We start from the raw sequence: 26,007 nt of genomic DNA, 5'->3' as shown, positions 1-26,007 counted from the left end.
GCTGCCAACGACACGCGCTCAATGCGCGTAACGCGCGAAACAGCCTCTGTGTCGCTCAATATACGTTTATGTACTTTTTCTCCGCGTGCGATGGGGCCGGGGGTCGTCCATGACCCGGAGCACGACCGACGAGGGCGCCGCGGAGCCGCTGCCCTCGCCCAAGGAGCGTCGCCGGCTGCGCGAGACGAAAGCGCTGAGCGAGGAGCAGGTGGCGGCGGCCGTGGGGGTCACGCGCGCCACCGTGCGCTCCTGGGAGACGGGGCGCACGAGCCCGCGCGGCCGCAAGCGCGCGCTGTACGCCAAGATCATCGCCCCGGAGCCGGAGCCGGAGCCGGAGCCGAAGCCGAAGCCAGAGCCGGAGCCGGTGAAGGTGGCTGCGCCGGGGACGAAGGCGGCGGTGAAGACAGAGGCGGTGAAGACGGCGGCACCCCCGAAGCCGGTGACGGGGCCGGTCGCGGAGCCTCCCGTAGCGGCCCCGAAGCGGGGGGTGGGGCGCGGGGCGGAGCCTCCCCCGGAGGCCCCGAAGCCGGTGGCGGGACGTGTGGCGGCCCCCGGAGCCGTGAAAGCGAAGGCAACGGCTCCGGTCACGGCTGCGGCTCCGGCGGAAGAGGCGGCGGGGGCGGGCCCGGCCGCGGCGGCTCAGGCGGAAGCGGGGGCGGAGGCGGAGGAGAGCGCCGCCCCCGAGCCCCCCGACGCGCGGGACTTCGCGCCGGCCGACGCGTTCGACGAGCTGTACGCCCGGACCGCCCCCGGCCTCGTCCGGCAGACCTATCTCCTGACCCGACGCCGCGCGCTGGCCCGCGAGTCCGTGGAGCGCGCCTTCCAACTAGCCTGGCACCGCTGGCCCGAGGTGGCCGTCGACCGTGACCCGGCCGGCTGGGTGCGGGCCGCCGCGTACGAGTACGCGCTGTCCCCCTGGCACCGGATGCGCCGCGCGCACCGGTACACCGACGCCCCGCCCACGGAGCCGGTCGGGCGGGCGTTGTCCGACGCGCTGCTCGACCTGCCTCCGGCCTACCGGCGCACACTGCTCCTGTACGACGGGGTCGGCCTGGACCTTCCGGAGACCGCAGCCGAGACCGAGGCCAGCACCCCGGCTGCGGCGGGCCGCCTGATGACGGCCCGAGCCGCCCTCGCCGAGCGGCTTCCGGAGCTGGCCGGGGCGGGGTCGCCCGCCGAGCAGTCGGCCCTGCTGCACGACCGCCTCGGCGGTCTCGCCCGCGCCGAGGACGTCCCCGTACCGCGACCGGCCGACGCCGTGCGCGCCGGGGGAGAGAACAGAGCCAGGCTGTGGACCAGGGCCGCCGTCGCGGGCGTCGCGCTGCTCATGCTCGTGACCGGGCTCACCCTGCACACCGCGCCCACCCACTACGAGCAGCCGATCGCCCCCGCCGAACGGGTCGGGGGCGTACCGCCGCGCGGTGGCCCGCAGCAGCTCACCCCCCAGGACCTGGAGCTCCAGAAGTCGCTGCGCGAGCAGATGGCGCACGGGCCGGAGAGGCTGGTTCCGGAGCCTCGCTGAGCCGGGCGGCCGACGTACGCGAACGGCGCGGGCCCGCACCCCTGGAGGAAGGGGTGCGGGCCCGCGCCGTTCGAGCACGCCCGGGAACCGGGCCCGGGCTCAGGCGCCGAGGATCTCGCGCGCGAGCTTGGCGGTCTCGGTCGGCGTCTTGCCGACCTTGACGCCGGCGGCCTCGAGGGCCTCCTTCTTCGCCTGGGCGGTGCCCGAGGAGCCGGAGACGATGGCGCCGGCGTGGCCCATGGTCTTGCCCTCCGGGGCGGTGAAGCCCGCGACGTAGCCGACGACCGGCTTGGTGACGTTCGCCTTGATGAAGTCGGCGGCACGCTCCTCGGCGTCGCCGCCGATCTCGCCGATCATCACGATGAGGTCGGTCTCCGGGTCCGCCTCGAACGCCGCGAGGGCGTCGATGTGCGTGGTGCCGATGACCGGGTCGCCACCGATGCCGACGGCGGAGGAGAAGCCGATGTCACGCAGCTCGTACATCATCTGGTAGGTCAGCGTGCCGGACTTGGACACGAGACCGATGCGGCCGGGCTTGGTGATGTCGCCCGGAATGATGCCGGCGTTGGACTGGCCCGGCGTGATGAGACCGGGGCAGTTCGGGCCGATGATCCGGGTCTTGTTGCCCTTCTCGTTGGCGTACGCCCAGAAGGCGGCCGAGTCGTGAACGGCGATGCCCTCGGTGATGACGACCGCGAGCGGGATCTCGGCGTCGATCGCCTCGACGACGGCGGCCTTCGAGAAGGCCGGCGGGACGAAGAGGACGGACACGTTCGCGCCGGTCTTCTCCATCGCCTCCTTGACGGAGCCGAAGACCGGGACCTCGGTGCCGTCGAAGTCGACGGACGTACCGGCCTTGCGGGGGTTCACACCGCCGACGATGTTGGTGCCGTCGCCCAGCATGAGCTTGGTGTGCTTCATGCCCGTGGCGCCGGTCATCCCCTGGACGATGACCTTGCTGTCCTTGGTGAGGAAGATTGCCATGGTGTTGGAGTCCCTCGTCCCTTACTTCGCAGCCGCGGCGAGCTCGGCGGCCTTGTCGGCCGCGCCGTCCATGGTGTCCACGCGCTGAACGAGCGGGTGGTTGGCGTCGGAGAGGATCTTGCGACCCAGCTCCGCGTTGTTGCCGTCGAGACGCACGACCAGCGGCTTCTCGACCTTCTCGCCCTTGGACTCCAGGAGCGCGAGCGCCTGCACGATGCCGTTGGCGACCTCGTCACAGGCGGTGATGCCGCCGAAGACGTTGACGAAGACGGACTTGACGTCCGGGTCGCCGAGGATGATCTCCAGGCCGTTCGCCATGACCTCGGCGGAGGCGCCGCCACCGATGTCGAGGAAGTTGGCGGGCTTCACGTTGCCGTGGTTCTCACCGGCGTACGCGACGACGTCCAGGGTCGACATGACCAGGCCGGCGCCGTTGCCGATGATGCCGACCTCGCCGTCCAGCTTGACGTAGTTGAGGTTCTTGGCCTTGGCGGCAGCCTCGAGCGGGTCGGCTGCGTCCTTGTCCTCGAGGGCCTCGTGGTCCGGCTGACGGAAGTCGGCGTTCTCGTCGAGCGAGACCTTGCCGTCCAGCGCCAGGATGCGACCGTCCTTGGTCTTCACCAGCGGGTTGACCTCGACGAGGAGGGCGTCCTCGGCGACGAAGGTGTCCCACAGGGTCACCATGGCCTCGGCGACGCCCTCGGCCACGTCGGCCGGGAACTTCGCCAGGGCCACGATCTCGCGGGCCTTGGCGATGTCCACGCCGGAGTTGGAGTCGACCGGGACCTTCGCGAGGGCCTCGGGGGTCTTCTCCGCGACCTCCTCGATGTCCATGCCGCCCTGCACCGAGGCCATGGCCAGGAAGGTGCGGTTGGTGCGGTCGAGGAGGTACGAGACGTAGTACTCCGCCTCGATCTCCGGGGACAGCTCGGCGATCATCACCTTGTGGACCGTGTGGCCCTTGATGTCCATGCCGAGGATGTCGGTCGCCCGGGCGACCGCCTCGTCGGGGTCGGCCGCCAGCTTGACGCCGCCGGCCTTGCCGCGGCCGCCGACCTTCACCTGCGCCTTGACGACAGACTTGCCGCCCAGCTTCTCGGTCGCCTCGCGGGCTGCCTCAGGCGTGTCGATGACTTCACCGGCCAGCACCGGTACACCGTGCTTGGCGAAGAGGTCCCTCGCCTGGTACTCGAACAGGTCCACGCGCGTCCGTCCCTTTTAGTGGTATCGCGGTTCGTTCTTCTGCGTGGGCGTGCCGCGAAGGGCATCGTGACTGCTCTGTCACCAGGAAGGCGCACACGGTGTCCGAATACGCGGCATGTCCATCCGGCAGGTTATCCCCGTGCCCCGTGTGACCCTAAATCGCAGATCCCACCTGAGCGGTGATAACGGTCACAGAGGGTGTCGGACGGACGCGCCGCGAGGGCGGACCACGGCGCGGATTCCGGCTCCCCCGGACGCCGCCCGGACGCCTCGGCCCGGCGGCGTCCGGGCGGCGACGATCCCGTCGTGAGGCGCCCGCGAAGTCGTGAGGCACCTAGGAAAGGGTGTCCCGGTCCGGTAGGGGCAGGGGCCGCTTCTCGATCGCGGCGGCCATGACGTCCGGAAAAAGGTCCGGCGTACAGGCGAAGGCGGGCGTGCCGAGTGCGCCGAGCGCCGCGGCGTGCTCATGGTCGTACGCGGGCGTGCCCTCATCGGAGAGGGCCAGCAGCGTCACGAACTGCACGCCGGACGCCTTCATCGCGGCGACCCGCTTCAGCATCTGGTCGCGGATGCCTCCCTCGTAGAGATCGCTGATGAGGACGACGACGGTGTCGGCGGGCCGGGTGATTCGGGACTGGCAGTAGGCGAGCGCCCGGTTGATGTCGGTGCCGCCGCCGAGCTGGGTGCCGAAGAGGACGTCGACCGGGTCGTCGAGCTGGTCCGTGAGGTCGACGACCGCCGTGTCGAAGACGACGAGCCGGGTCGAGAGGGTGCGCATGGAGGCGAGCACCGCGCCGAAGACCGAGGCGTGGACGACCGAGGCGGCCATCGAGCCCGACTGGTCGATGCACAGGATGATGTCCTTCTTCACTGACCGGGCGGCACGGCCGTGGCCGATGAGGCGTTCCGGTACGACCGTGCCCGTCGCCGCCGCGCCGTCCCGGCCCGGAACGGTCAGGTAGTTCTTGAGGTTGGCCCGGATGGTGCGGTCCCAGTCGATGGCGCGGTGGCCCGGCCGGCTGATCCGCGCCGAACGGTCGAGGGCCCCGGACAGGGTGGCCCTGGTACGGCTCTCCCACCGCTTCTCCAGCTCCTCGACGACCTTCCGGACGACGGCGCGCGCGGTTTCCCTGGTCGTCTCCGGCATCGCCTTGCCGAGGGAGAGCAGGGTGCCGACGAGGTGGACGTCCGGTTCGACCGCCTCCAGCATCTCCGGCTCCAGGAGCAGGGCCGCCAGGCCGAGCCGGTCGATCGCGTCGCGCTGCATCACCTGGACGACGGAACCGGGGAAGTACGTCCGGATGTCACCGAGCCAGCGGGCCACGGAGGGCGCCGACGCGCCGAGTCCCGCCGCCCGGCCGCCGGAGCCCCGGCCGCCGGGCTTCGTGTCGGCGCCCCCGCCGTACAGCGCGTTCAACGCACCGTCCATCGCCGCGTCCTGGCCGGTGAGGGTGCGCCCCGTGCTCTCGGCGCTGTCCGCGCCGAGCACCATGCGCCACCGCCGCAGCCGTTCGGCGTCGGTCCCGCCCGGGGCCCGGGCCGCGGCCGCCGGGTGGGCCGTGGGGGTCGGCCGGGTCGTGGCCGTCCGCCGGACCGTCGGCGTCGGCCTGGTCGTGGGCATCGGTGGTTCCATCGTCTCCCCCGTCGGGTCGGTCGGGTCCGGGTACGCCCTCGTGGTCGTCGTCATCGCACCGCCTCCACGGGTTCGGCCGGGTGGCCGAGCAGCAGGCGCAGCACCGGTTCCACCGCGTCGGCCCTGGCCCGGTCGAGGCCGGGTCCGTAGCCTCCGGTGGGGCGGCCGGCGCCGTCCCGCCGGGCGCCCTCGGGGACGGGCCCGCGCCGGACCAGCTCGCCCAGGGTGCGCCGTACGCCCGGTTCGTACGCGGAGAACGTGCGGCGCAGCAGCGGCAGGACGTCCGTGAACCGGTCGGCCGGGATGCCGGCCAGCCAGGCGTCGACGAGGGCGAGCAGCCGCTCGTCGTGGACCAGCAGCATGCCGCCGCCCGACGCTCCGCCGACGAACCCCTCGACCCAGGCGGCGGCGTCTGCGGGCGGGGTGCCGGGGGAGAGGGCCCGGCCCATCAGCCGGCCGGCCTCGTCCTCCGCCAGCCTTCCCTCGTCCAGGAGCAGCCGGGCGGCCCGGCCCCGGATGACCCCGGCGACCGTGTCGCGGGCCGCCAGCTTGTGCAGCACGGCGTCCCAGCGCTCCCGGAGTCCCGCGACGGGGGCCGCGCCGGCCGCCAGCAGCCCGATCGCGCCGTGCACGGCCTCCACCCGGCGGCGCAGCGCCTCGGCCCCGTCCGCGTCGAGGCCGGCGCAGGCGGGCGGCAGGCCGACGCAGATCCGCTCGGCGATTCCGGCGGCGACCTCCGCGAGCGCCGCCGTGTCGGTGGAGCGCACATCTCCGTACCGCAGGGAGCGGGCCAGGGCGGGCAGCGCGTCCGCGAGGTGGCCGACGTCCGCGTCGAGCGCGGCCCGGTCGGCGAGGGCCTGCATCACGACGGGCAGCGCGTCGGGCAGATCAGCCAGGAGGCAGTGTTCGGCGAGGGCGGTGACGTCGGCCAGCGCTGTCGCCGCCCCGGCCCGGGACTCGGCCTTCGCGGTGGCGGCGGTGAGGACGGTGGTGCCCCACACGCCCGCCTCCGCGACCCGGACGGACAGCTCCGGTTCCCAGCTCAGCCGCCAGCTCTCCCGGAAGGTGCCGGTGCCGCCCCGCCCGGCGACCGGGTCGCCCCAGGGGACGTCGAGGAGGCGCAGCCGGTGCAGGAGGCGGCTGCGCGCGGCGTCGTTCTCCTTGCGCAGGTCGAGGTCGAGATCGCGTTCCGACGCCTCCGGCTTGAGCCTCAGCGTGCGCGCGCTGCGGGTCAGGTCCCGTTGCAGCGGGACGGCCGGGGCGGAGTCCGGGACCTCCCCGAGGGCGTCGCCGACGATCAGCCGGTCCCGGACGAGGGCGAGAGGGACATCGGACCCCTCGCACATGACGGCCCGCACGGCGTCGGTGGTCTCCCCCAGCCCGGCCAGCGGCCGTCCCCGGAGGGCGGCGAGGGTCTCCGCGAGCCGGACGGCCTCGATGACGTGGGCGGTGGAGACGGGCCGGTCCTCCTCGCGCAGCAGTCCGGCGACCTTGGTCATCCAGCGCTCGACCGGCCGGTCCGCGGCCGCGAAGAGGTGCCCGTACCAGCCGGGCGCGTCGATCCCGGCCCCGTAACCGCTGTGCCGGGCGAGGCGGCGGTGGGTCCACGGCACCCAGGTCAGGTCCGTCCTGACCTTGGGGAGTCCCTTCAGCAGGGCGCGGTCGGCGGCGAGGGTGGTGCGGGCGGCGAGGGCGGGCACGTGCCAGGCGCCGCAGACGACGGCGACGGCGTCCCCGAACTCCTTGCGTGCGGTACGCAGGTGGATCCGCATGTACGCCTCGCGCACGGCGTCGTGGGGCTGCCCGCCGTCGCCGTACGCCTCGCGGAGAGCGCTCATGGCCTCCTCCAGCGCGGCGAACGGCGCGAGCGCGCCGCTCGGGTCGCTCCCGTCCGCCGCTCCTCCGTCGTGACCGGGGGCGGAGCGGTTGCCGGAGCCGTTGCCGCCGACCGGGGAGCGGTGTTCGACGACGTCTTCCCACCAGCGCTCGGGATCGTCGTACCCGGCGGTCTCGGCGAGCACCCGGATCGGGTCCACGACCGGTGTGACCTCGTCCTCGGGCGACTCCCCCGGTGCCGGGCCGTCCTCGGCTCCGGGTGCGGGGGCCCGGGGCGCGGGCGCCGTGAGCGCGAGGGAGTTCGCGGCGGGGAGGTCGATGAAACGGACCGGGACCTCGTGGTCGAGGGCCCAGCGGATGGCCACCCACTCGGGCGAGAACGCGGCCATCGGCCAGAAGGAGGCGCGCCCCGGATCGTCCACGGCGTGCGCGAGGAGGGCGACGGGCGGCCGCATCGCCGGGTCGGCGGCCAGGGGCAGCAGCGCGTCGCCCTCGGGCGGCCCCTCGATGAGGACGGCGGCGGGGCGGGCCGCCGCGAGCGCGGCGAGGACCGCTCGGGCCGAGCCGGGACCGTGGTGCCGCACCCCCAGGAGCCACGGCCCGGCGGGGACCGCGGACGCGGCCGGTCCGGCGGGCGGGACGGACGCGGCCGGTCCGGCGAACGAGGCGGACGTGGCCGGTCCTGCGGGCGTCGTCATGCGGATACCTCGCGGCAGGCGCGGTAGAAGTCCTTCCAGCCGTCCCGCTCGCGGACCACCGTCTCCAGGTACTCCTGCCAGACCACCCGGTCCGCCGCCGGGTCCCGGACGACCGCGCCGAGGATGCCGGCCGCGACGTCGCCGGGGCGCAGCACGCCGTCGCCGAAGTGGGCGGCGAGTGCGAGGCCGCTCGTGACGACGGAGATCGCCTCGGCGGTGGAGAGCGTGCCGGAGGGGGACTTGAGCTTGGTGCGCCCGTCGGCGGTCATCCCGTCGCGCAGCTCGCGGAAGACCGTCACCACGCGGCGGATCTCGGCCAGGCCCTCCGGCGCGGCCGGGAGGTCGAGCGCCCGGCCGATCTGGTCGACGCGCCGGGACACGATGCCGACCTCGTCGTCCGGCGTCGCGGGCAGGGGCAGCACGACGGTGTTGAACCGGCGGCGCAGCGCGCTGGACAGCTCGTTGACGCCCCGGTCCCGGTCGTTGGCCGTGGCGATGAGGTTGAACCCCCGGACGGCCTGCACCTCCTGGCCCAGCTCGGGGACGGGGAGGGTCTTCTCGGACAGGATCGTGATCAGGGAGTCCTGCACGTCGGCGGGGATACGGGTCAGCTCCTCGACCCGTGCCGTCATGCCCTCGGACATGGCCCGCATCAGCGGACTGGGCACCAGGGCGTCGCGGCTGGGGCCGTGGGCGAGGAGCTGCGCGTAGTTCCACCCGTAGCGGACGGCTTCCTCGGGGGTCCCCGCGGTGCCCTGCACGAGCAGCGTCGAGTCACCGCTGACGGCGGCGGCGAGGTGCTCGGACACCCAGGTCTTGGCCGTGCCGGGGACGCCGAGCAGGAGCAGCGCCCGGTCGGTGGCGAGCGTGGTCACGGCCACCTCGATCAGCCGGCGCGGACCCACGTACTTGGGGGTGATCACCGTCCCGTCCGGCAGGACCCCGCCCTGCAGATAGGTGGCGACGGCCCACGGCGACATCCGCCAACGAGCGGGCCTGGGGCGGTCGTCGGCAGCCACGAGCGCCGTGAGCTCGTCGGCGAACGCGTCCTCGGCGTGCGGACGCAGCACCGCCGCCCCGGCCTCCGGCGCGGCGCTCGCGGTGGCCTCGGCGCTCGCGGCGGTCCCGGTCGCGGCCCCCGGCGCGGCCGAGGCGGTCGGGTTGGTCGGGGTGGTCGGGGTGGTTGCGGGCACGGTCATGGATCCCCCTCCAGATCGGTCGACCCGATGTGGTTCCACCGTGCACCATGGCACTGACAACGGGCCCAGACCGCAGGTCGGAGCCCGTTCACCTCCACCGGGAACCGTCCAGGACGGTCCGGTCGAGCCCGCTGATCCGGTCGGCCCGGACGGTTCGGACGGTCCGGCCCCGCCCGGACAGGACGGACGCCCCGGTCGGGGCCGGACCGCCGGGTCAGCCCACGATCGGCGACACGGCGACGCAGCCGCCCGCCGAGAGGACGCCCTCCCCCTTCGCCTCCTTGATCACCTTGCCCTTGTAGGTGATGGTGCAGGCGATGTCGGTGCCGCCCGCGTCCACGGCCAGCGGCATGACGGCGGGCGGCATGATGCCGCGCAGCTTGACGGTCTTCTTCCACGGCAGCTTCGGCGCCTCGACGGTCTCCAGCTCGGGCTCCATGGCCTCGCCGCCGCCCCCGTGGTACGAGATCTCGTCGACGCTCGTGCCGGTGACCTCGTACGTCACCTCGTAGGTCTCGTCCACGGTCTCGTCGACCGCCTTGTTGACCGCCTTGTCCACCGACTCGGCCGAACAGGCGCCGAGTCCGAGCACGAGGACGGAGACCGCGAGGGCGCGGGTGACACGGGTGGTGCGGTTCATCTGGGATCCCCCCTGGATCGGTCCGCCCGGATCCGTTCCGTAGGCGGAGACCGCAGAGAAACGCACCGGGGGAGCGAAGTCAAATCGCCCGCGGGGAGAGCCTTCGCAGGTGGGAGGGGATTGTCAGTGCCGCCCCCTACCGTCGGGGACATGCAGCTATCTCACGGGGGAGAGACCTCGCCCACCGGCGGACCGGTGGCGCGCTGGTCGGTGGATCAGGTGCTGGCCCTGGCGCCTGACGCGGCATCACGCACGGCGGGTACGCGGCTCGGCGCGGCCGGCCCCTGGTCCGGCACGGGCTGCGACGGGACGGGGGCGGTGTGGGGCCTGTGCGAGGGGAGCGGGAACACGCCGTACCGGACGGTGGTCGATCTCACCGGCCCGGCGTACCACTGCACGTGCCCCAGCCGGAAGTTCCCGTGCAAGCACGCCTTGGGGCTGTTGCTGCTGCGGGCGTCGGACGAGGCCGCGTTCCGGCGGGGGGAGGTGGCCGACTGGGCGGCGGCGTGGATCGAGGGCCGGCGCACCCGCACGGCGGAGAGGGGCCGGTCCTCGGGGGGCGCCGGCACCACGCGGGGCCCGGCCGATCCCGCCGCCGCCAGGAAGCGGGCGGAGCGCCGCGCCGAGCGCGTCACGGACGGGGCGCGGGAGTTGGAGCAGCGCCTGTCCGACCTGCTGCGCGGCGGCCTCGCCGCGACCGAACGCTCGGGTTACGGCCTGTGGGAGGAGACCGCCGCCCGCATGGTCGACGCCCAGGCTCCCGGTCTCGCCGCCCGCGTGCGGGAGTTGGGAGCGATCACCGGGTCCGGCCCCGGCTGGCCGGTCCGGCTGCTGGAGGAGTGCGGCCTGCTCCATCTGCTGGACACGGCCTGGCTCGGCCGGGAGCGGCTGCCGGAGCCGCTGGCCGCCACCGTGCGGACGAGAGTGGGGCTCCCCGTGTCCGCCGAAGGCCCTCCGGTCCGGGACCACTGGTCGATCCTCGCGCAGTACGACATCCCGGACGGCAAGATCGTCGCCCGGCGGATCTGGCTGTACGGGCGGGAATCGGGCCGCACCGCCCTGCTGCTCTCGTTCGGCGCGGCAGGGCGTCCCCCGGCGTACGCGCTGCCGGTGGGCACGGCGATCGACGCCGAGCTGACGCCGTATCCGGGTGGCGGGCAGCTCCGCGCGGAGCTGGGCGAGCAGTTCGGGGCGGTGGCCCCGGCCGCTCCCCCGCCGGGGATCGCCCCGGCGGACGCACCCGCGGTCTACGGGCACGCCCTGCGGGAGGACCCCTGGCTGGACGCCTGCCCGGTCACCCTGCGCGACGTCATACCCGTGCCGTCCAGGGACGGTTGGCAGATGGCGGACGCCCACGCCGATACCGCGCTGCCGATCGCCCCGGCGGCGCTGTCCCGGCCGGGGCTGTGGAAGCTCGTCGCCCTGTCCGGAGGCGGGCCCGTCACGGTGTTCGGCGAGGTCGGCCACCGGGGCTTCGACCCGTTCGCGGCCTGGGAACCGGGCGAGCCGGAGGAGGGGAAGGAGAGGCCCGCCGCAGTCGGGCCGGTGGTCCAGCTGATCTGACCCGGCGCGGCGGCCGAGGCCGCCGCCCCCACCCGTGCGGCACCCGCCGGGACCCGGCATCCGATTCCGGCACACGTCAGCCCCGGTCCACCCGCACGCCAGACCCTCGACCTCCGTTCCGGCCCACGGCATCCGGCCCGGCCCGCCAACCTGTTCGCCGCCTCCGTCCGCTGATCCTCCGACATCCGCACATCCCTGCCACGGGAGGGGAAAGATGCCTCGCGCGACCAGCCCCGCAGTCACCGACACCACCGCTGACACCACCGGCACCACCACGGCCGCCCCCGGACCGGTGCCCGTCCCCACCTCCGATTCCGGCCACAACTCCGGACCCTGCCCCGGTCCCGGTCCCGGTCCCGATACTGTCGGTCCGCTTCCCTGGGAGGAGTTGGTCACCTCGGCGCTCCTGGGCACCGACCGCCGTCCTCCGGCGGCTCGCCGCGGCGGCACCGTACCGGCCGATGCTCCGGCGGCCCTGCTGGACGCCGTCGCGCTGCACACCGTGCGGCGGCGGGCCGGTCTGCGGCCCACCGTGCCGCAGACCCGGCCCGATCCCGCCCCCGCGGACCCGCGCCCCGTGCTTCCCGAGGCCGCGCGACACCGTCTGGCCCATCTGCTGGCCGACCGGGACGCGCCCTCGGCCGGCGGGCGGCGCGGCACCGCGCCGCCGATCTCACGGAGCTGATACCGCAGTGGCTGACCACTGCCAACCGGATGGGCTTCCGTGCCCCGGCGGCGCTGCTGCCGCCGCTGCTGGACGCCGCCCGCGCGCGTACGGACCTGCGCCCGCAGGCACTCGCGTTCGCCGGGCCGCGCGGGCTGTGGCTGGCCGGCCTCAACCCCGACTGGAAGTTCGCCCTGCGCGGCTCGTCGGGCGGCGGACGCCACCCCGACCTCAGGGACCCGGACGCGGTGGCGCGGCAGTGGGAGGAGGGGCTGTTCGCGGAGCGGGTCGCGCTGCTCGACGCCGTACGGGCGCGGGACCCGGCCGCCGGGCTCGCCCTGCTCGCCACCACCTGGGCGACCGAACGGGCCGAGGACCGGCTGATGTTCCTGGACTCCCTGCGGTCGGGGCTCGGGAGCGCCGACGAACCGTTCCTGGAACAGGCCCTGGCCGACCGCAGCCGCAACGTCCGCGCCACCGCCGCCGAGCTGCTGTCAGCCCTGCCGTCGTCGGCGCTCGCCGGACGGATGGCGGCCCGCGCGCTGTCCTGCGTCCATCCGGACCGTACGGGGGACACCGCGTCCATCGCCGTGGAGGCCCCGCACGAGTGCGACGCGGGCATGCAGCGCGACGGGGTCGCCGCGGTCCCGCCGACCGGCAGGGGTGAACGATCGTGGTGGCTCGGCCAGTTGGTGGAGGCGACCCCGCTCGGCGTATGGGAGGAGCGGTTCGGCGGGCGTCCCGCCGAGGAGATCGTGGCCCTGCCCGTCGCGGACGACTGGGCCGGTGAGCTGCACGCCGCGTGGTGCCGGGCGGCGGTACGGCAGCGGAACCCGCGGTGGTCCCGCGCCCTGCTGGGGCACGCCTCGGCTCCCCCGGCGAGCAGCCCCGGAACGGCCTCGATCGCCGAGCGGTCGAAGCTCCTCGCAATTTTGGACGAGCACGAACGCGCCTGCTGGGTGGCCGCGTTCATCGCCGCGCACGGCCTCTCGGAGGCGTTCCAGCTGCTCGGGGTGTGCACGGTCCCCTGGGCCGGACCGCTCGGGCGTGCCGTGGTCGACGCGCTCGACATCGCGCGGGACGCCGGGAGTTATCCGTGGAGCTTCAGCGGGGTGATGGGCCTCGCCGAACGCTGTCTGGACCCGGCGGAGGCCGACCGGCTGGAGGTCCTGACGGCCAGGCAGGACGAGGGTGAGGGAGCGTCACCGGGAGCGGGCGGCTACTGGTCGGAAGCCTTCCAGCGGCTGGTCTCCACCCTCCGCCTGCGCGCCACGATGGAGGCGGAGCTGCTGACGAGGTGACGGAGGGCAGGCCGGGGACACGGGCCGGGGGACGCGGGCCGGAGGGACGCGGGCCGGAGGGACGCGGGCTCTTCCCCACGCCCCGGCCCCGCTCCCCGTCCTCGCCCTCACCCTCGCGCGATCGGCGGACCTGCCGCGCCGGCCCGGCTCAGGTCTGGGCGGTCTGGCGGACGTTGGCGTTGACCCAGGTGACGATCTCGGTCGTCGTCGCCCCCGGCGTGAACAGCTCGGCGACGCCCAGTTCCTTCAGCGGGGCGATGTCGTCCTCCGGGATGATCCCGCCGCCGAAGACCTTGATGTCCTCCGCCTCACGGGCCTTCAGCAGCTCGATCACCTTGGCGAACAGCGTGTTGTGCGCCCCGGAGAGGATGGAGAGGCCGATGGCGTCGGCATCCTCCTGGATCGCCGTGTCGACGATCTGCTCGGGCGTCTGGTGGAGCCCCGTGTAGATCACCTCCATGCCCGCGTCCCGCAACGCCCGCGCGATGACTTTGGCCCCGCGGTCGTGGCCGTCGAGCCCCGGCTTGGCCACCACCACACGGATCGGACCGGTCACACCCATCACTGCCTCCACCTGGTCTCCCGCGCCTGAAGGGACGGGGATGTGAACGAACGTTATCCACAGCATCTCGCAAGGCGCAGTTTCGCGGCAGGCGGGGAGGGGGAAATCACACGTGGGACATGTTCGCCAGGCGTCGTCCCCCGCATCACGCGACCCTCCGGCCGCGCGGGGGCAGGCAGGGGACATCCCCGCGGGAGCCGCTACGAGGACGCCGTACCACCGCGCCGCCAGCCGCACGGCACGGCGGTACGGCCCCGTCGCCGCCCGGGTCCCCCCACCGGCCGGCGGACCTCGCACCGGCACCCACGGCTGTACGGGAGGGGCCGCCACTCCCCCGTACCGCCCGCCTGCACCAGGAGGTCGGCCGTGAAGCTCCCCCCACCCCTCTCCCCCGGCTCCCTCCCCTTACCGCTGCGTCTCCCCCGGCCGTCGTCCGCGCTGCTCGCCGCCACCGCCCTGGAGCTGACCGTCCTCGCCGGTCATCTGCTCGCCTATCCCTTCGGCCTCACCCCCGAGCGCCCCGAGGTCCCGGAGGTCCCCGAGCGCCCCGAACACCCTCGTCAGCACGAGGACGGCCCCCACACGACCACGGCCCTGCCGGTCACCACCACCGCCGCGCCGCCCGTCGTCCTGCTGCACGGCTTCCTCGACAACCGCTCCGTCTTCCTCGTCCTGCGCCGCGCCCTGACCCGGCACGGCGCCCCCCGGCCGACGTCGCTCAACTACTCGCCGCTGACCCGCGACGTCCGCGCCGCCGCCGCCGTGCTCGGCCGCCAGGTGGAGGCCGTCTGCACGCGCACCGGGCACGACCGGGTCGACATCGTCGGACACAGCCTCGGCGGCCTGATCGCCCGGTACTACGTCCAACGGCTGGGCGGGGACCACCGGGTGCGCACCCTGGTCACGCTCGGCACACCGCACGGCGGCACCGCCGTCGCCCCCGGAGCGGGACTTCACCCCATCGTGCGGCAGATGCGCGGCGGGTCCTCCGTGATCGAGGAGCTGCGCCGCCCCGCCCCCGGCTGCCGGACCCGGTTCGTCAGCTTCTGGGCCGAGTTGGACCAGGTGATGGTGCCCGCCGGGACGGCGTGCGTCGACCACCCCGATCTCGACGCGGTGAACGTGCGCGTCACCGGCATCGGGCACCTCGCCCTGCCCGTGCACCCGGCGGTCGCCGCCGCGGTCCGTGGGGCTCTCGAGGCACGGGAGCCGGGGGAGGACGACGTTCCGGTGACCGGGGCGACCTCTGCGGCCTGAAATAGAACACCCGTCGAACGTAGGACCAAGGCTGCGTCTGCCGTCCTCCAAAAGACGCTCGATTGCCCGTTTCCTGCGGACGTAAAACCTGTCGAAGATTGTCGTCCTCACATACCGCCGGGTACAGTCGCGGCCACTGCTTCCCCCTGGGGCACCCATGACCGGGACCCAGAACAGTCCTGCTGCCGAGGCGAGAGAGAAGTTGGTGAACGACCAGCACCCCCCCGCCGGGCATGTCGGGTACGACGGCCGATCGACCGGCAGCTTCGACACCGACCCGCTCTTCGGTTCCCTCTCCGGGGACCCGCAAACCGGCTACGCCGCGGACCGGTCCGCGGCCGGTGACGGCGCCTACGGCGCCGGTTACGCCACCACCTACGCGACCGGGCAGCCCGACCACAGCGGCCCGTACGACGCCTCCGCCTGGAACACCGGCGCCCAGCAGACGCTCACCTACGACGACGGCTACGCGGCCCCGGCCCCGCAGGTCCCGCAGCAGTGGGACCCCACCGGTAACTGGCAGCAGACCGCCGACCAGGACCCGACCGGCTCGTGGCCGACCGCCGAGACCGGCGCGTTCCCCACCACCGGCTGCACGGACGCCTCGTACGGCACGGACGCCTCGTACGGCACGGATTCCGCGTATCCCTCGGAGGCGTACGGCGCCGGGGCCTACGGGGCGGACGCCTACGACACCGGCACGTACCCGGCCGACACGGCCTACGCGACCGGCGGCGCGTACGGGACGGACGCCTACGACACCGGGGCGTACCCGGCCGGCGCGTACGGCACGGCGGCCGTCGCCGCCGACACCGGCACGTACGCCACCACCGCCTTCGCCACCGGCACGTTCGCGCCGGGCGCTCAGGACACCGGCACGTACGACACCGGCGTGTACACCGCCTACGGCACGACCGCGTACGACACCGGCGCCTACGACGCGACCGCCTGGAACTCCGGCGCCACGCCCGAGAGCACCGCGTACGAACCCGAACTGACGTCGGACCCTGCGTACGAACAGCGGTCGGCCGACGGGACGACGCCCGAGGGCCCGGCCGAGCCGGATCGTACGACCGACGACTCCGGGACCGACCTGTCCTCCACCGCCGGGTTCGCCGTCCTCGCGGAGGAGGACGCACCGGACGCCGAGCACGCGTTCACGCCGGACGCCGCGCCGGAGCCGGACGCCGGGGACGGCCTCCCCGCCCCGCACTCCCCGAACCGCACCGGCGTGCGCACCCCCGCCCCGCGCAGCCGCGCTCGCCGCCGCAGCCCCGCCAAGCGTTCCGCGCTGCTGACCGTCGCGGTGCCCTCCGCCTGCGTGATGAGCGTCGCCGGCATCGCGGCCGCCTCGGTCGGCGGGCTGCCCGGCGACGACAAGCCGGAGGAGAAGACCGCGTCGATGGCGATCGCGGACCCCACCTCGGCCGAGGTGGTCGCCGCGAACAGCCGCCTGGACAGCCAGCTGGAGCAGCTCTCCGAGGGCAGCGACGACTTCCGCGAGCGCGCGAGCCGCACCCAGGAGCGCATCGACCTGCGCGAGCGGCAGGCGGCGGAGAAGAAGAAGCGCGAGGAGGAGGCGGCCCGCCGCGAGGCGCTGCGCCCCAAGTTCGTCCTCCCGGTCAAGCAGCACGGGCTGAGCGCCTACTACGGCCAGGCGGGCATCAACTGGATGTCCGCGCACACGGGCATCGACTTCCCCGTCTCGTACGGCACTCCGGTCATGGCCGCCACCGACGGCACCGTGCAGACCCGGTGGAACAGCGCGTACGGGAACATGGCGATCGTGACCGCGGCCGACGGCACGGAGACCTGGTACTGCCACCTCAGCAGCACCCGGATCCGTTCGGGCCCGGTGAAGGCCGGTGACGTCATCGGATACGCGGGCGACTCGGGCAACTCCACCGGCGCGCATCTGCACTTCGAGGTCCGGCCCGGCGGCGGCGCGTCGATCGACCCGCTGGTGTGGCTGCGCGGCAAGGGCCTCAACCCGACCTGACGGGCGCGGCCGGAACAGTACGTGGACGGAGGGGGAGGGCCGAGGCCCTCCCCCTCCGTCCGTTCCCGGCCTACAGCTTCTCGACCGGCGCGTACCGCAGGAGCAGCTTCTTCGGGCGCTCGTCGCCGAAGTCGACCGTCGCCTTGGCCTGGTCGCCGTGGCCCTCGACGGCCGTCACCGTGCCCAGGCCGAACTGGTCGTGCGTGACCCGGTCCCCGACCGCCAGGGCGACCGTGGGCTTCTCCGCCCCGCGCCGGGTGGCGAAGCCCGAGGGGCCGGAGCGGGAGCGCGAGGAGGAGAGCGAGGACGTGATGCCGGAGGTGGGTCCGGCGGGGGCCGCCATCGGCCCCTTGCGCCGCCAGTCCAGGTGCTGTTCCGGGATCTCCTCCAGGAACCGCGAGGGCGGGTTGTACGAGGGCTGGCCCCAGGCGCTGCGCATGGCGGCGCGGGTCAGGTAGAGCCGTTCGCGGGCGCGGGTGATGCCGACGTAGGCGAGGCGGCGCTCCTCCTCCAGCTCCTTGGTCTGGCCGAGGGCCCGCATGTGCGGGAAGACGCCGTCCTCCAGACCGGTGAGGAAGACGACCGGGAACTCCAGGCCCTTCGCGGTGTGCAGCGTCATCAGCGTGATGACGCCGGAGCCGTCCTCGTCCTCGTCGGGGATCTGGTCGGAGTCCGCGACGAGGGCGACCTTCTCCAGGAACTCCGCGAGGGTGCCCGCGCCTTCCTCGTCGCCGCGCTCCTGCTCGAACTCCAGGGCGACGGCGGCGAGTTCCTGGAGGTTCTCGATGCGCGTCTCGTCCTGGGGGTCGGTGGAGGACTGGAGCTCCGCCAGATAGCCCGTGCGCTCCAGGACGGCTTCCAGCACGACGGCGGGCCCGGCGCCGGACTCGACGATCGTGCGCAGCTCCTCCATCAGCGTGTTGAAGCGCTTGACGGCGTTGGACGAGCGGGCGGCCATGCCGTACGCCTCGTCCACCCGGCGCAGGGCCTGCGGGAAGGAGATCTTCTCGCGCATCGACAGGGCGTCGATCATGGCCTCCGCGCGGTCCCCGATGCCGCGCTTGGGGACGTTGAGGATGCGGCGGAGCGGGACGGTGTCCTCCGGGTTGGCGAGGACGCGCAGGTAGGCCAGGACGTCCCGGACCTCCTTGCGCTCGTAGAAGCGCACGCCGCCGACGACCTTGTAGGGCAGGCCGACACGGATGAGGATCTCCTCGAAGACACGCGACTGGGCGTTGGTGCGGTAGAAGACCGCGACGTCGCCCGCCTTGGCGTCGCCCGCGTCGGTGAGCCGGTCGATCTCGTCCGCGACGAACTGGGCCTCGTCGTGCTCGGTGTCCGCGACGTACCCGGTGATGCGGGCGCCGGAGCCGGCGTTGGTCCAGAGGTTCTTGGGGCGGCGGCTCTCGTTGCGCTCGATGACGGCGTTGGCGGCGGAGAGGATCGTCTGCGTGGAGCGGTAGTTCTGCTCCAGCAGGATCGTCGTGGCGCTCGGGTAGTCCTCCTCGAACTGGAGGATGTTGCGGATGGTCGCGCCCCGGAAGGCGTAGATCGACTGGTCCGCGTCACCGACCACGCACAGCTCGGCGGGGGCGTCGTGCTCCCCGGCCGGGCCGACCAGCTCCCGTACCAGCGTGTACTGGGCGTGGTTCGTGTCCTGGTACTCGTCGACGAGAACGTGGCGGAAGCGGCGGCGGTAGTGCTCCGCGACGTCCGGGAACGCCTGGAGGAGGTGGACCGTCGTCATGATGATGTCGTCGAAGTCCAGGGCGTTCGCCTCGCGCAGGCGGGCCTGGTAGAGCGCGTACGCCTGGGCGAGGGTCTTCTCGAAACCGTCCGCCGCCTGCCCGGCGAAGGTCTCCTCGTCGATGAGCTCGTTCTTGAGGTTGGAGACCTTGGCGGTGAAGGACTTCGGCGGGTAGCGCTTGGGGTCCAGGTCCAGATCGCGGCAGACCAGGGCCATCAGGCGCTTGGAGTCGGCGGCGTCGTAGATCGAGAACGATGAGGTGAAGCCGAGCTTCTTCGACTCGCGGCGCAGGATGCGGACGCACGCGCTGTGGAAGGTCATGACCCACATCGCGTTGGCGCGCGGGCCGACGAGCTGCTCGACGCGCTCCTTCATCTCGCCGGCGGCCTTGTTGGTGAAGGTGATGGCGAGGATCTGACCGGGGTGGGTGCCGCGCTCGGCCAGCAGGTGGGCGATGCGGTGGGTGAGCACCCGGGTCTTGCCGGAGCCGGCCCCGGCGACGATGAGCAGCGGGGACCCGGCGTGCACGACGGCGGCGCGCTGCTCGGTGTTCAGCCCGTCGAGCAGCGCGGCGGAGTCGATCGCCGGGCGCGGGTGGCCGTCCCGGTAATAGCCGTCCCGCGGCGGCGGGGGCGCGTCGTGGACGCCCTCGAAGAGTCCCTCCGGCACCGCTTCGGGCGCGTGGTCCTCGGGGGGCGGCGGGGGGCCGTCCTCCGCGGGCTGGAGGCCGGTCAGGAAACTGTCGTCAAAGAGGCTGCTCATCGCCATCCGAGTCTAGGCGGACGCACCGACAACCTTCCGCCGAAGCCGCCGAGCGGACGTCCGGGACCGGACGCACGGAGAGCGGACGCGCACGTTCCGTGAGGGAGTGCCCGGTGGGAGGGGGTGCGGGACCTCCGTTCCGGGCAGGTCACGAAAATGTATCGGGCATATCGCTCATCGTCCTTCCCAGCGGCGGGGCGCTTTGGCTAGCGTGCTCGCTCAGGTGATCCGTACCTCCCTGGGGCGAACCGCGCCCGACGGCCACCTCTGCCGAATCCGTTCTGCCGACCCGGCCGTCCGGAACCGGGGACCCACACGCAGAACCGGGGTGAATCGGTCCGTGCCCTCGCATGCGGACCGTAGGACAGCCTTCCGTTCCGTCCGAACCCGACAGCTAACCCGGTAGGCGGTCCACGGAAGGAGATGCCGGTCTTGGCATCGCATCGCAAGCCGCGTACGAAGGTGCGCACCACCCCCGCCGTCGGGCTGACGACGGCCGCGCTGGCCTCCGTGACGCTGCTCTCCACGCAGAGCGCCACGGCCGCCCCCGCCGAGCCGAAGCCCGCGATCGAGGAGGTCCGGAAGAAGGTCGACGCCCTGTACCGGCAGGCGGGTGCCGCGACCCAGGAGTACAACCGGGCCAAGGCCGCCTCCGGGACGCAGCAGAAGAAGGTCGACGCGCTGCTCTCCGACGTGGCGAAGCGGACCGAGAAGATCAACGAGGCCCGCCGGGCGCTGGGGTCCTACGCGGCGGCCCAGTACCGCAGCGGCGGCATCGCGCCCACGGCGACGTTCTTCCTGGCGGACGACCCGCAGGGGTACTTCGACCAGAGCCGGCTGATGGACCGGGCGACGGAGCGGCAGCAGAAGGCCGTGAGCGAGTTCCGTACGCAGCAGGCGTCGGCGGCGAAGAAGCGCGCGGAGGCGGTGAAGAGCCTGGAGACCCTCACCGAGACGCAGGCCACGCTCGCCTCCAGCAAGAAGGCCGTGCAGAGCAAGCTCACTGAGGCGCGCGGCCTGCTGTCCCGGCTGACGGCCGAGGAGAAGGCGCGGCTGGCGGAGCTGGAGCGCAAGAAGGAGGCCGAGGCCAGGGAGAAGGCGGCGCGGCTGGCCGCCCGGCAGGCCGCCGAGGCGAAGGAGCGGGCCGCGGCCGAGGAGAAGGCCCGCGAGGAGGCCGCGGAGGAGTCCGGCGGCACCTCGGGCGGCGGCACGGGTACGGGGACCGGCTCCGGTTCCGGCACGGGCAGCGGCTACGCCGCCAAGGCGGAGAAGGTGCTGGCCTTCGCCCGCGCCCAGATCGGGAAGCCGTACGTATGGGGGGCGACCGGCCCGTCGTCGTACGACTGCTCGGGGCTGACGCAGGCGGCCTGGCGGGAGGCGGGGGTGACGCTGCCCCGGACCACCTGGGACCAGGTCGAGTTCGGCACCCGCGTGGCCACGGCCGATCTGCAACCGGGTGACCTGGTCTTCTTCTACGACGACATCAGCCACGTCGGGATCTACAAGGGCGAGGGGATGATGATCCACGCTCCGAAGCCGGGTGCGAACGTGCGCGAGGAGTCGATCTACTCCATGCCGATCTACGGGAGCGTGCGGCCCGCGTGACACCGGGGCGGGGGCGGTCCGTGACCGGCCGCCCCCGGCGTGTCGCGTCCGGTCTCAGGTCCGGACCGCGTCCGGTCTCAGGTCCGGACCGTGGCGAGTCTCAGGTCCAGACCGTGGCGAGGAAGATGTTGACCACGGTCAGCCCGCCGACCGCCATGAACGCGCCCTTGTCCACCTTCTCCTCGTCGCGCTTGACGTAGACCAGGGCGAGGATCACGACCAGCAGTGCCAGCTTGATGCCGATCTTGACGTTGTTGACGGCCTGGTCGTCGGCCTGGTTGAGGCCGACCAGGGCGATGCCGGTGATCAGCATGGTCAGCGCACCGTGGAGCATCGCGGGGGTGAACCGGGCGGTCCCGGCGCCCACGGCCTTCATCTGGGTCAGGAAGCCGCCCAGCAGGGAGGCGATGCCGATGATGTGGAGGGCGACGACAACGTTGATGAGTACGTCCATGGCTCCGGAGCCTAGCCATGGCCAAAGTTTTACCTTGCAGTGGGGCAAGCCTTCCTTGCGCACTTCCTCCGCTATCGACCGGCTTGACCCGGTACGGGGTCACATCGGCGATCATCGGCGAGCGGCGAAACGTCACTTCAGGGCAATAGCTGTCATGGCACCTCTTTTCCCTGCGCCGGGATTAGCGTCCTTCCCGGACCCGCCGCTCCCCGGCGGGCAGCCGAGAGGAAGGATGCCGCCCCCGTGGCAGCGCACCGCAGGTCAGCCCATCGAAAACCCAAGCAGCGCCCCCTCACCGGCTCTGCTGCCCGCACCGCCGCCACCCTGGCGCTCGCCGGGGCCGCCACCGCCGGCTCGGTCACGCCTGCGGGCGCGGCCCCCGCCGAACCGGCCCCCACCGCCTCCCAGGTCCGGGCGAAGGTGGACCGGCTGTACCACGACGCCGAGGTCGCCACGGAGCGGTACAACGGGGCGAAGGAGAAGGCGGACGCCGCCACCCGCGCCGTGGACGCCCTGGCCGACGAGGCGGCCCGCCGCACCGGCCGCCTCAACACCGCCCGGCACGCCCTGGGATCGCTGGCCACCGCGCAGTACCGCTCCGGCACCCTCGCCCCGGCCCTGCAACTGGCGCTCTCCTCCGACCCCGACGCCTACCTGGAACGCGCCTCCTCCCTCGACCGGGCGGGCGTCCGGCAGAACGGGCTGCTGCGGAGCATCAAGCGGCAGGTCTCCCAGATCACCCGGGTCAAGGCCCGCGCCGACCGGGAGAGCGAGCGCCTGGCCGCCCGCCGTGCCGAACTGCGTGAGCACCGCACCGCGATCCGCACCAAACTGGCCGACGCCCGGAAGCTGCTGGACACCCTGACCGCCGAGCAGCGCGCCGCCTACGAACGCTCCGCCGACGCCCGGCACGGCGGCGGCCCCGCCCACGCCGACCGTTCCGCCGACCGCGGCGGCCCGGTCGCCGCCCCGAACTCCCGTGCGGGGCAGGCCATCGCCTTCGCACACGGCGCGATCGGCAAACCGTACGTCTGGGGCGCGACCGGCCCGAACGCCTTCGACTGCTCCGGCCTGACCCAGGCGGCATGGAAGGCGGCCGGCGTCAGCCTGCCGCGCACCACCTACACCCAGATCAACGCCGGGCAGCGCGTCCCGCGCTCCCAACTGGCCCCCGGCGACCTGGTCTTCTTCTACTCCGGGATCAGCCATGTCGGCCTCTACATCGGCGGCGGCCAGATGATCCACGCCCCGCGCCCCGGAGCGCCGGTCCGGATCGCGCCCGTCGATGACATGCCTTTCGCGGGAGCGACCCGCGTGGCATAGTCCGCCGCGCAGGTCCCGACCTCCCGCCGAAGGAACTCCCGTATGATGCCGGCGAACGCCGTCCAGGACTACGCCCGTGCGCTCGCGCTGCGCTCCCCGTCCTCCTACCGGGTGGGCCCGTTCACCGTCCGGCACGACCCCGGATGGGAGCTGAAGTACGCCAACTACGCCATCCCCGACCGGGGCGCGGAACCCACGGTGGACGACGTGGCGGCGCTGGTCGACGCGTTCGGAAAGCACGGGCGGCTCCCCCGCCTGGAGTTCCTGCCGGCCTGGGCCCCGGCCGTCGAACCGGCCCTGCTGGCCGCCGGCTTCACCGTGGAGAACCGGGCCCCGCTGCTCGCCTGCGCCCCTGACGACCTCCGGACGCCGAACCCGGTCGACGGCCTCCGCATCGCCACGCCGGTCACCGGGGCGGAGTTCACCGACGCCGCCCGCGTCCAGCACCAGGGCTTCGGCGGTGAGGGCGAGCCCGAAGCCGGTATGGCCCAGTGGCTGCGCGACGCGGCCGCCGGGGACGGGGTGGCCGCCCTGGCCGTCCTCGACGGCGCGCCCGCCGGGGCCGGGGGCTGCTCGCCCGCGATCGACGGGCTGAGCGAACTGGCCGGGCTCGCCGTCGCCGCCCGCTTCCGCCGCCGGGGCATCGGGGCGGCGCTCTCCGCCTGGCTGACGCAACGGGCCTTCGACCAGGGCTGCCGGACGGTCTGGCTGGAACCGGGCGGCCCGGACGTCGAACGCGTCTACGCGGGCATCGGCTACCGCCGGATCGGGGAGAAGCTCAACATCTCGCTGGTCCCGGAGCCGGGGCCCGCCTGAGCCCCGGAGCCGGTCGCGGGCCCACCTCGGACTCCGGAACGGAGCGCGGGCCCACCTCGGACTCCGGAACGGAGCGCGGGCCCGCCGGAGACCGCGTCCGGCGCGCCCGGCTCAGACCAGCCGGCGGGCCGTCGCCCAACGCGTCAGCTCGTGCCGGTTGGAGAGCTGGAGCTTCCTCAGCACCGCCGAGACGTGCGACTCGACCGTCTTCACCGAGATGAACAGCTGCTTGGCGATCTCCTTGTACGCGTAGCCGCGCGCGATCAGCCGCAGCACCTCGCGCTCGCGCTGGGTGAGGCGGTCCAGGTCCTCGTCGACCGGCGGGGCGTCCGTGGAGGCGAAGGCGTCCAGCACGAACCCGGCCAGGCGGGGCGAGAAGACCGCGTCGCCCTCCTGGACCCGGAAGATCGAGTCGACCAGGTCGGTGCCGGTGATCGTCTTGGTGACATAGCCGCGTGCCCCGCCCCGGATGACGCCGATGACGTCCTCGGCCGCATCCGACACGGAGAGCGCGAGGAAGCGGACCGGGTCCTCGACCGTGCCCATCAGCGGGGCGCAGCGGCGCAGCACCTCGACGCCGCCACCGCCCGGCAGATGGACGTCGAGGAGGACGACCTCGGGGCGGGTCGCCGTGATGACGGTGACCGCCTGGTCGACGTCGGCGGCCTCGCCGACCACCTCGACGCCGGTCTCCTCGGTGCGGCCGATCTCCGCCTGCACCCCGGTGCGGAACATCCGGTGGTCGTCGACGAGCACGACCCGTACCCGTCGCTCCGGGCCCCCGGTGGCTTCGGTGTTCTCGGTCATTCGCTCGCCCTCTCCATCTCCAGCTCGACCTCGGTGCCCCCGCCGGGCACCGAACGCAGCCGGGCGGTCCCGCCGTTGCGCTGCATCCGGCCGATGATTGATTCTCGTACGCCCATGCGGTCGGCGGGAACCTCGTCCAGGTCGAAACCCGGACCCCGGTCCCGTACGGACACGAAGACCGTGCGCCCCTCGACCTCCGCGAAGACCTGCACCGCCCCGCCCTCGCCACCGTACTTGGCGGCGTTGACCATCGCCTCGCGCGCGGCCTGGAGCTGGGCGGCCAGCTTCTCGTCGAGGGGGCAGTCCCCGACCACGACGACCTCCAGGGGCACGCCGTGCTTGTCCTCGACCTCGGCGGCCGCCCGCTTGACCGCCTCGGCCAGGGTCGCCGGCTCCTCGTCCTCGTCCTTGCCGGTTCCCTCCGGGTTGTAGAGCCAGTTGCGCAGTTCGCGCTCCTGGGCGCGGGCGAGGCGCCGGACCTCGCCGCCGTCGTCGGCGTTGCGCTGGATCAGGGTGAGGGTGTGCAGAACCGAGTCGTGGACATGGGCGGCGACCTCGGCCCGCTCCTGGGCGCGGATGCGCATCAGGCGCTCCTCGGAGAGGTCCTGGGTCATCCGGACCAGATAGGGGCCGGCGAGCAGGAAGATGCCGGTCAGCACGGCGATGGCGGCGGTGAGCAGATTGCCGAGCTGGGCGGCCGAGCCGCGGACGACGAGGAAGACCGCGAGTCCGAGGCCGACCAGGGCGACCCCGGCGAGCCCGCGGGCCAGGTGGAGCAGCTTGCGGTTGCGGCCGACCTCCATCCAGCGGGCACGGCGGGCGTTGTCCGCCTGTCGCCAGACCAGCACGGAGCCCGCGCCGATCAGGAGGGTGGGCCAGATGTAGCGGCCGGTCTCGCCGCCCATGTCGACGTTGACGAAGTACGCGACGGCCCCGACCGCCAGGGCGACCAGTGCGAAGACCTGCCCCTTGTCCGGCTTGCGGAGCTTGCGGCGGCCTTCCGGGGAGGTCTCGAACACGGAGCGGGTCGGCTCGACGCCGCCGACGCCCAGCGGGACGACGATCCAGAACACCGCGTAGAGCAGGGCGCCGAGGCCGTCGGTGACGAACAGGCCGAGAAAGACGAGCCGCACCCAGGCGACCGGCAGCCCGAGGTGTCCGGCGAGCCCGCGCGCGACGCCGCCGAGCAGCCGTCCGTCGGCGCTGCGGTAGAGCTTGCGCGGCGCGGCGTCCTCCGGGTCGGCGGCGAGGGAGCTGGCGGCTCGGGCGGTGGCGGCTGGCATACCCCGATCGTCACACGCGCGGGCTCGGGGCGGCATCAGGGACGGCCCCCGAAGTGACCCTGATGCTGTCCCCCGCACCCGGCCTGACGGCAGCCCCCGTGCCCTCTCGTCCGGCGCGTGCGCCCGCCTGTTCTCTCGTCCGGCGCGTG

18 protein-coding genes, 1 pseudogene and 1 riboswitch are annotated in these 26,007 nt (G+C 73.6%); of the genes and pseudogenes, 8 read left to right on the top strand and 11 right to left on the bottom strand.

Annotated elements, in window-relative coordinates:
- Nucleotides 1-109 precede the first annotated feature (109 nt).
- Nucleotides 110-1,522, top strand: a complete 1,413-nt coding sequence (locus QFZ71_RS18940; RefSeq protein WP_307669365.1) for a helix-turn-helix domain-containing protein — start codon at nt 110-112, stop codon at nt 1,520-1,522.
- A gap of 99 nt (nt 1,523-1,621) precedes the next feature.
- Here the strand turns inward: QFZ71_RS18940 and sucD are convergent, their stop codons facing one another.
- The 6 genes from sucD to QFZ71_RS18910 form a co-directional block, all read right to left on the bottom strand.
- Nucleotides 1,622-2,506 (bottom strand): succinate--CoA ligase subunit alpha, encoded by an 885-nt coding sequence (gene sucD / locus QFZ71_RS18935; RefSeq protein WP_030112708.1) that lies wholly within the window; start codon nt 2,504-2,506, stop codon nt 1,622-1,624.
- Nucleotides 2,507-2,527: 21 nt separating this feature from the next.
- Entirely contained in the window at nt 2,528-3,709 is a 1,182-nt protein-coding gene (gene sucC / locus QFZ71_RS18930) for an ADP-forming succinate--CoA ligase subunit beta (protein ID WP_307669364.1), read from the bottom strand.
- Between the two features lie 334 nt (nt 3,710-4,043).
- Nucleotides 4,044-5,396, bottom strand: coding sequence for a VWA domain-containing protein (locus tag QFZ71_RS18925; RefSeq protein ID WP_307669363.1), 1,353 nt, complete (start codon nt 5,394-5,396; stop codon nt 4,044-4,046).
- Nucleotides 5,393-7,876 (bottom strand): DUF5682 family protein, encoded by a 2,484-nt coding sequence (locus tag QFZ71_RS18920; RefSeq protein WP_307669362.1) that lies wholly within the window; start codon nt 7,874-7,876, stop codon nt 5,393-5,395. Before QFZ71_RS18920 ends, QFZ71_RS18925 begins: the two co-directional genes overlap by 4 nt.
- Nucleotides 7,873-9,075, bottom strand: a complete 1,203-nt coding sequence (locus QFZ71_RS18915) for an AAA family ATPase (protein WP_307669361.1) — start codon at nt 9,073-9,075, stop codon at nt 7,873-7,875. The genes QFZ71_RS18920 and QFZ71_RS18915 overlap by 4 nt, the downstream gene beginning before the upstream one ends.
- Before the next feature lie 214 nt (nt 9,076-9,289).
- Nucleotides 9,290-9,715 carry an MmpS family transport accessory protein gene (locus tag QFZ71_RS18910; RefSeq protein WP_307669360.1) on the bottom strand — a complete coding sequence of 142 codons (426 nt, stop codon included), beginning with the start codon at nt 9,713-9,715 and terminating at the stop codon, nt 9,290-9,292.
- Nucleotides 9,716-9,865: 150 nt separating this feature from the next.
- On the opposite strand from QFZ71_RS18910, the gene QFZ71_RS18905 reads away from it, so the two are divergent.
- On the top strand, nt 9,866-11,278 hold the full coding sequence (locus QFZ71_RS18905; RefSeq protein ID WP_307669359.1) for an SWIM zinc finger family protein: 1,413 nt from the start codon (nt 9,866-9,868) through the stop codon (nt 11,276-11,278).
- Nucleotides 11,279-11,492: 214 nt separating this feature from the next.
- Nucleotides 11,493-13,243, top strand: a pseudogene (locus tag QFZ71_RS18900) (DUF5691 domain-containing protein).
- Nucleotides 13,244-13,391: 148 nt separating this feature from the next.
- Here the strand turns inward: QFZ71_RS18900 and QFZ71_RS18895 are convergent.
- Nucleotides 13,392-13,805 carry a cobalamin B12-binding domain-containing protein gene (locus QFZ71_RS18895; protein WP_307669358.1) on the bottom strand — a complete coding sequence of 138 codons (414 nt, stop codon included), beginning with the start codon at nt 13,803-13,805 and terminating at the stop codon, nt 13,392-13,394.
- 366 nt (nt 13,806-14,171) lie between these two features.
- On the opposite strand from QFZ71_RS18895, the gene QFZ71_RS18890 reads away from it, so the two are divergent.
- Nucleotides 14,172-15,062 (top strand): alpha/beta fold hydrolase, encoded by an 891-nt coding sequence (locus QFZ71_RS18890; protein WP_307669357.1) that lies wholly within the window; start codon nt 14,172-14,174, stop codon nt 15,060-15,062.
- Nucleotides 15,063-15,267: 205 nt separating this feature from the next.
- Entirely contained in the window at nt 15,268-17,061 is a 1,794-nt protein-coding gene (locus QFZ71_RS18885) for a peptidoglycan DD-metalloendopeptidase family protein (protein ID WP_307671510.1), read from the top strand.
- A 70-nt stretch (nt 17,062-17,131) separates the two neighbouring features.
- Here the strand turns inward: QFZ71_RS18885 and pcrA are convergent, their stop codons facing one another.
- Nucleotides 17,132-19,570: a DNA helicase PcrA gene (gene pcrA / locus QFZ71_RS18880; protein ID WP_307669356.1), complete on the bottom strand. Its 2,439-nt coding sequence runs from the start codon at nt 19,568-19,570 to the stop codon at nt 17,132-17,134.
- Nucleotides 19,571-19,828: 258 nt separating this feature from the next.
- A riboswitch (cyclic di-AMP (ydaO/yuaA leader) is annotated at nt 19,829-19,995 on the top strand.
- On the opposite strand from pcrA, the gene QFZ71_RS18875 reads away from it, so the two are divergent.
- The gene (locus QFZ71_RS18875; protein WP_307669355.1) at nt 19,994-21,175 is read left to right on the top strand and encodes a C40 family peptidase; all 1,182 of its coding nucleotides are present in this window, start codon (nt 19,994-19,996) and stop codon (nt 21,173-21,175) included. (Overlaps the previous riboswitch by 2 nt.)
- Nucleotides 21,176-21,275: 100 nt before the next feature.
- On the opposite strand, the gene QFZ71_RS18870 is transcribed toward QFZ71_RS18875, so the two are convergent.
- On the bottom strand, nt 21,276-21,629 hold the full coding sequence (locus QFZ71_RS18870) for a hypothetical protein (RefSeq protein WP_307669354.1): 354 nt from the start codon (nt 21,627-21,629) through the stop codon (nt 21,276-21,278).
- Between the two features lie 243 nt (nt 21,630-21,872).
- Here QFZ71_RS18870 and QFZ71_RS18865 point away from each other — a divergent pair, with 243 nt between their 5' ends.
- Nucleotides 21,873-22,952 carry a C40 family peptidase gene (locus QFZ71_RS18865; RefSeq protein WP_307669353.1) on the top strand — a complete coding sequence of 360 codons (1,080 nt, stop codon included), beginning with the start codon at nt 21,873-21,875 and terminating at the stop codon, nt 22,950-22,952.
- 42 nt (nt 22,953-22,994) lie between these two features.
- On the top strand, nt 22,995-23,768 hold the full coding sequence (locus QFZ71_RS18860; protein ID WP_307669352.1) for a GNAT family N-acetyltransferase: 774 nt from the start codon (nt 22,995-22,997) through the stop codon (nt 23,766-23,768).
- A gap of 111 nt (nt 23,769-23,879) precedes the next feature.
- Here the strand turns inward: QFZ71_RS18860 and QFZ71_RS18855 are convergent, their stop codons facing one another.
- Nucleotides 23,880-24,575 carry a response regulator transcription factor gene (locus QFZ71_RS18855; RefSeq protein ID WP_307669351.1) on the bottom strand — a complete coding sequence of 232 codons (696 nt, stop codon included), beginning with the start codon at nt 24,573-24,575 and terminating at the stop codon, nt 23,880-23,882.
- Entirely contained in the window at nt 24,572-25,858 is a 1,287-nt protein-coding gene (locus QFZ71_RS18850) for an ATP-binding protein (RefSeq protein ID WP_307669350.1), read from the bottom strand. Before QFZ71_RS18850 ends, QFZ71_RS18855 begins: the two co-directional genes overlap by 4 nt.
- Between the last annotated feature and the right edge of the window lie 149 nt (nt 25,859-26,007).

The sequence above is a fragment of the Streptomyces sp. V2I9 genome (assembly GCF_030817475.1).
Lineage (GTDB): Bacteria > Actinomycetota > Actinomycetes > Streptomycetales > Streptomycetaceae > Streptomyces.
This window is presented reverse-complemented; position numbering and strand designations above follow the sequence as displayed.

Coding starts and splice junctions, on each gene's coding strand:
- QFZ71_RS18940 (WP_307669365.1), top strand. CDS start 110: ATGACCCGGAGCACGACCGACGAGGGCGCCGCGGAGCCGCTGCCCTCG.
- sucD (WP_030112708.1), bottom strand. CDS start 2,506: ATGGCAATCTTCCTCACCAAGGACAGCAAGGTCATCGTCCAGGGGATG.
- QFZ71_RS18925 (WP_307669363.1), bottom strand. CDS start 5,396: ATGACGACGACCACGAGGGCGTACCCGGACCCGACCGACCCGACGGGG.
- QFZ71_RS18920 (WP_307669362.1), bottom strand. CDS start 7,876: ATGACGACGCCCGCAGGACCGGCCACGTCCGCCTCGTTCGCCGGACCG.
- QFZ71_RS18915 (WP_307669361.1), bottom strand. CDS start 9,075: ATGACCGTGCCCGCAACCACCCCGACCACCCCGACCAACCCGACCGCC.
- QFZ71_RS18910 (WP_307669360.1), bottom strand. CDS start 9,715: ATGAACCGCACCACCCGTGTCACCCGCGCCCTCGCGGTCTCCGTCCTC.
- QFZ71_RS18905 (WP_307669359.1), top strand. CDS start 9,866: ATGCAGCTATCTCACGGGGGAGAGACCTCGCCCACCGGCGGACCGGTG.
- QFZ71_RS18895 (WP_307669358.1), bottom strand. CDS start 13,805: ATGGGTGTGACCGGTCCGATCCGTGTGGTGGTGGCCAAGCCGGGGCTC.
- pcrA (WP_307669356.1), bottom strand. CDS start 19,570: ATGAGCAGCCTCTTTGACGACAGTTTCCTGACCGGCCTCCAGCCCGCG.
- QFZ71_RS18875 (WP_307669355.1), top strand. CDS start 19,994: ATGCCGGTCTTGGCATCGCATCGCAAGCCGCGTACGAAGGTGCGCACC.
- QFZ71_RS18870 (WP_307669354.1), bottom strand. CDS start 21,629: ATGGACGTACTCATCAACGTTGTCGTCGCCCTCCACATCATCGGCATC.
- QFZ71_RS18860 (WP_307669352.1), top strand. CDS start 22,995: ATGATGCCGGCGAACGCCGTCCAGGACTACGCCCGTGCGCTCGCGCTG.
- QFZ71_RS18855 (WP_307669351.1), bottom strand. CDS start 24,575: ATGACCGAGAACACCGAAGCCACCGGGGGCCCGGAGCGACGGGTACGG.
- QFZ71_RS18850 (WP_307669350.1), bottom strand. CDS start 25,858: ATGCCAGCCGCCACCGCCCGAGCCGCCAGCTCCCTCGCCGCCGACCCG.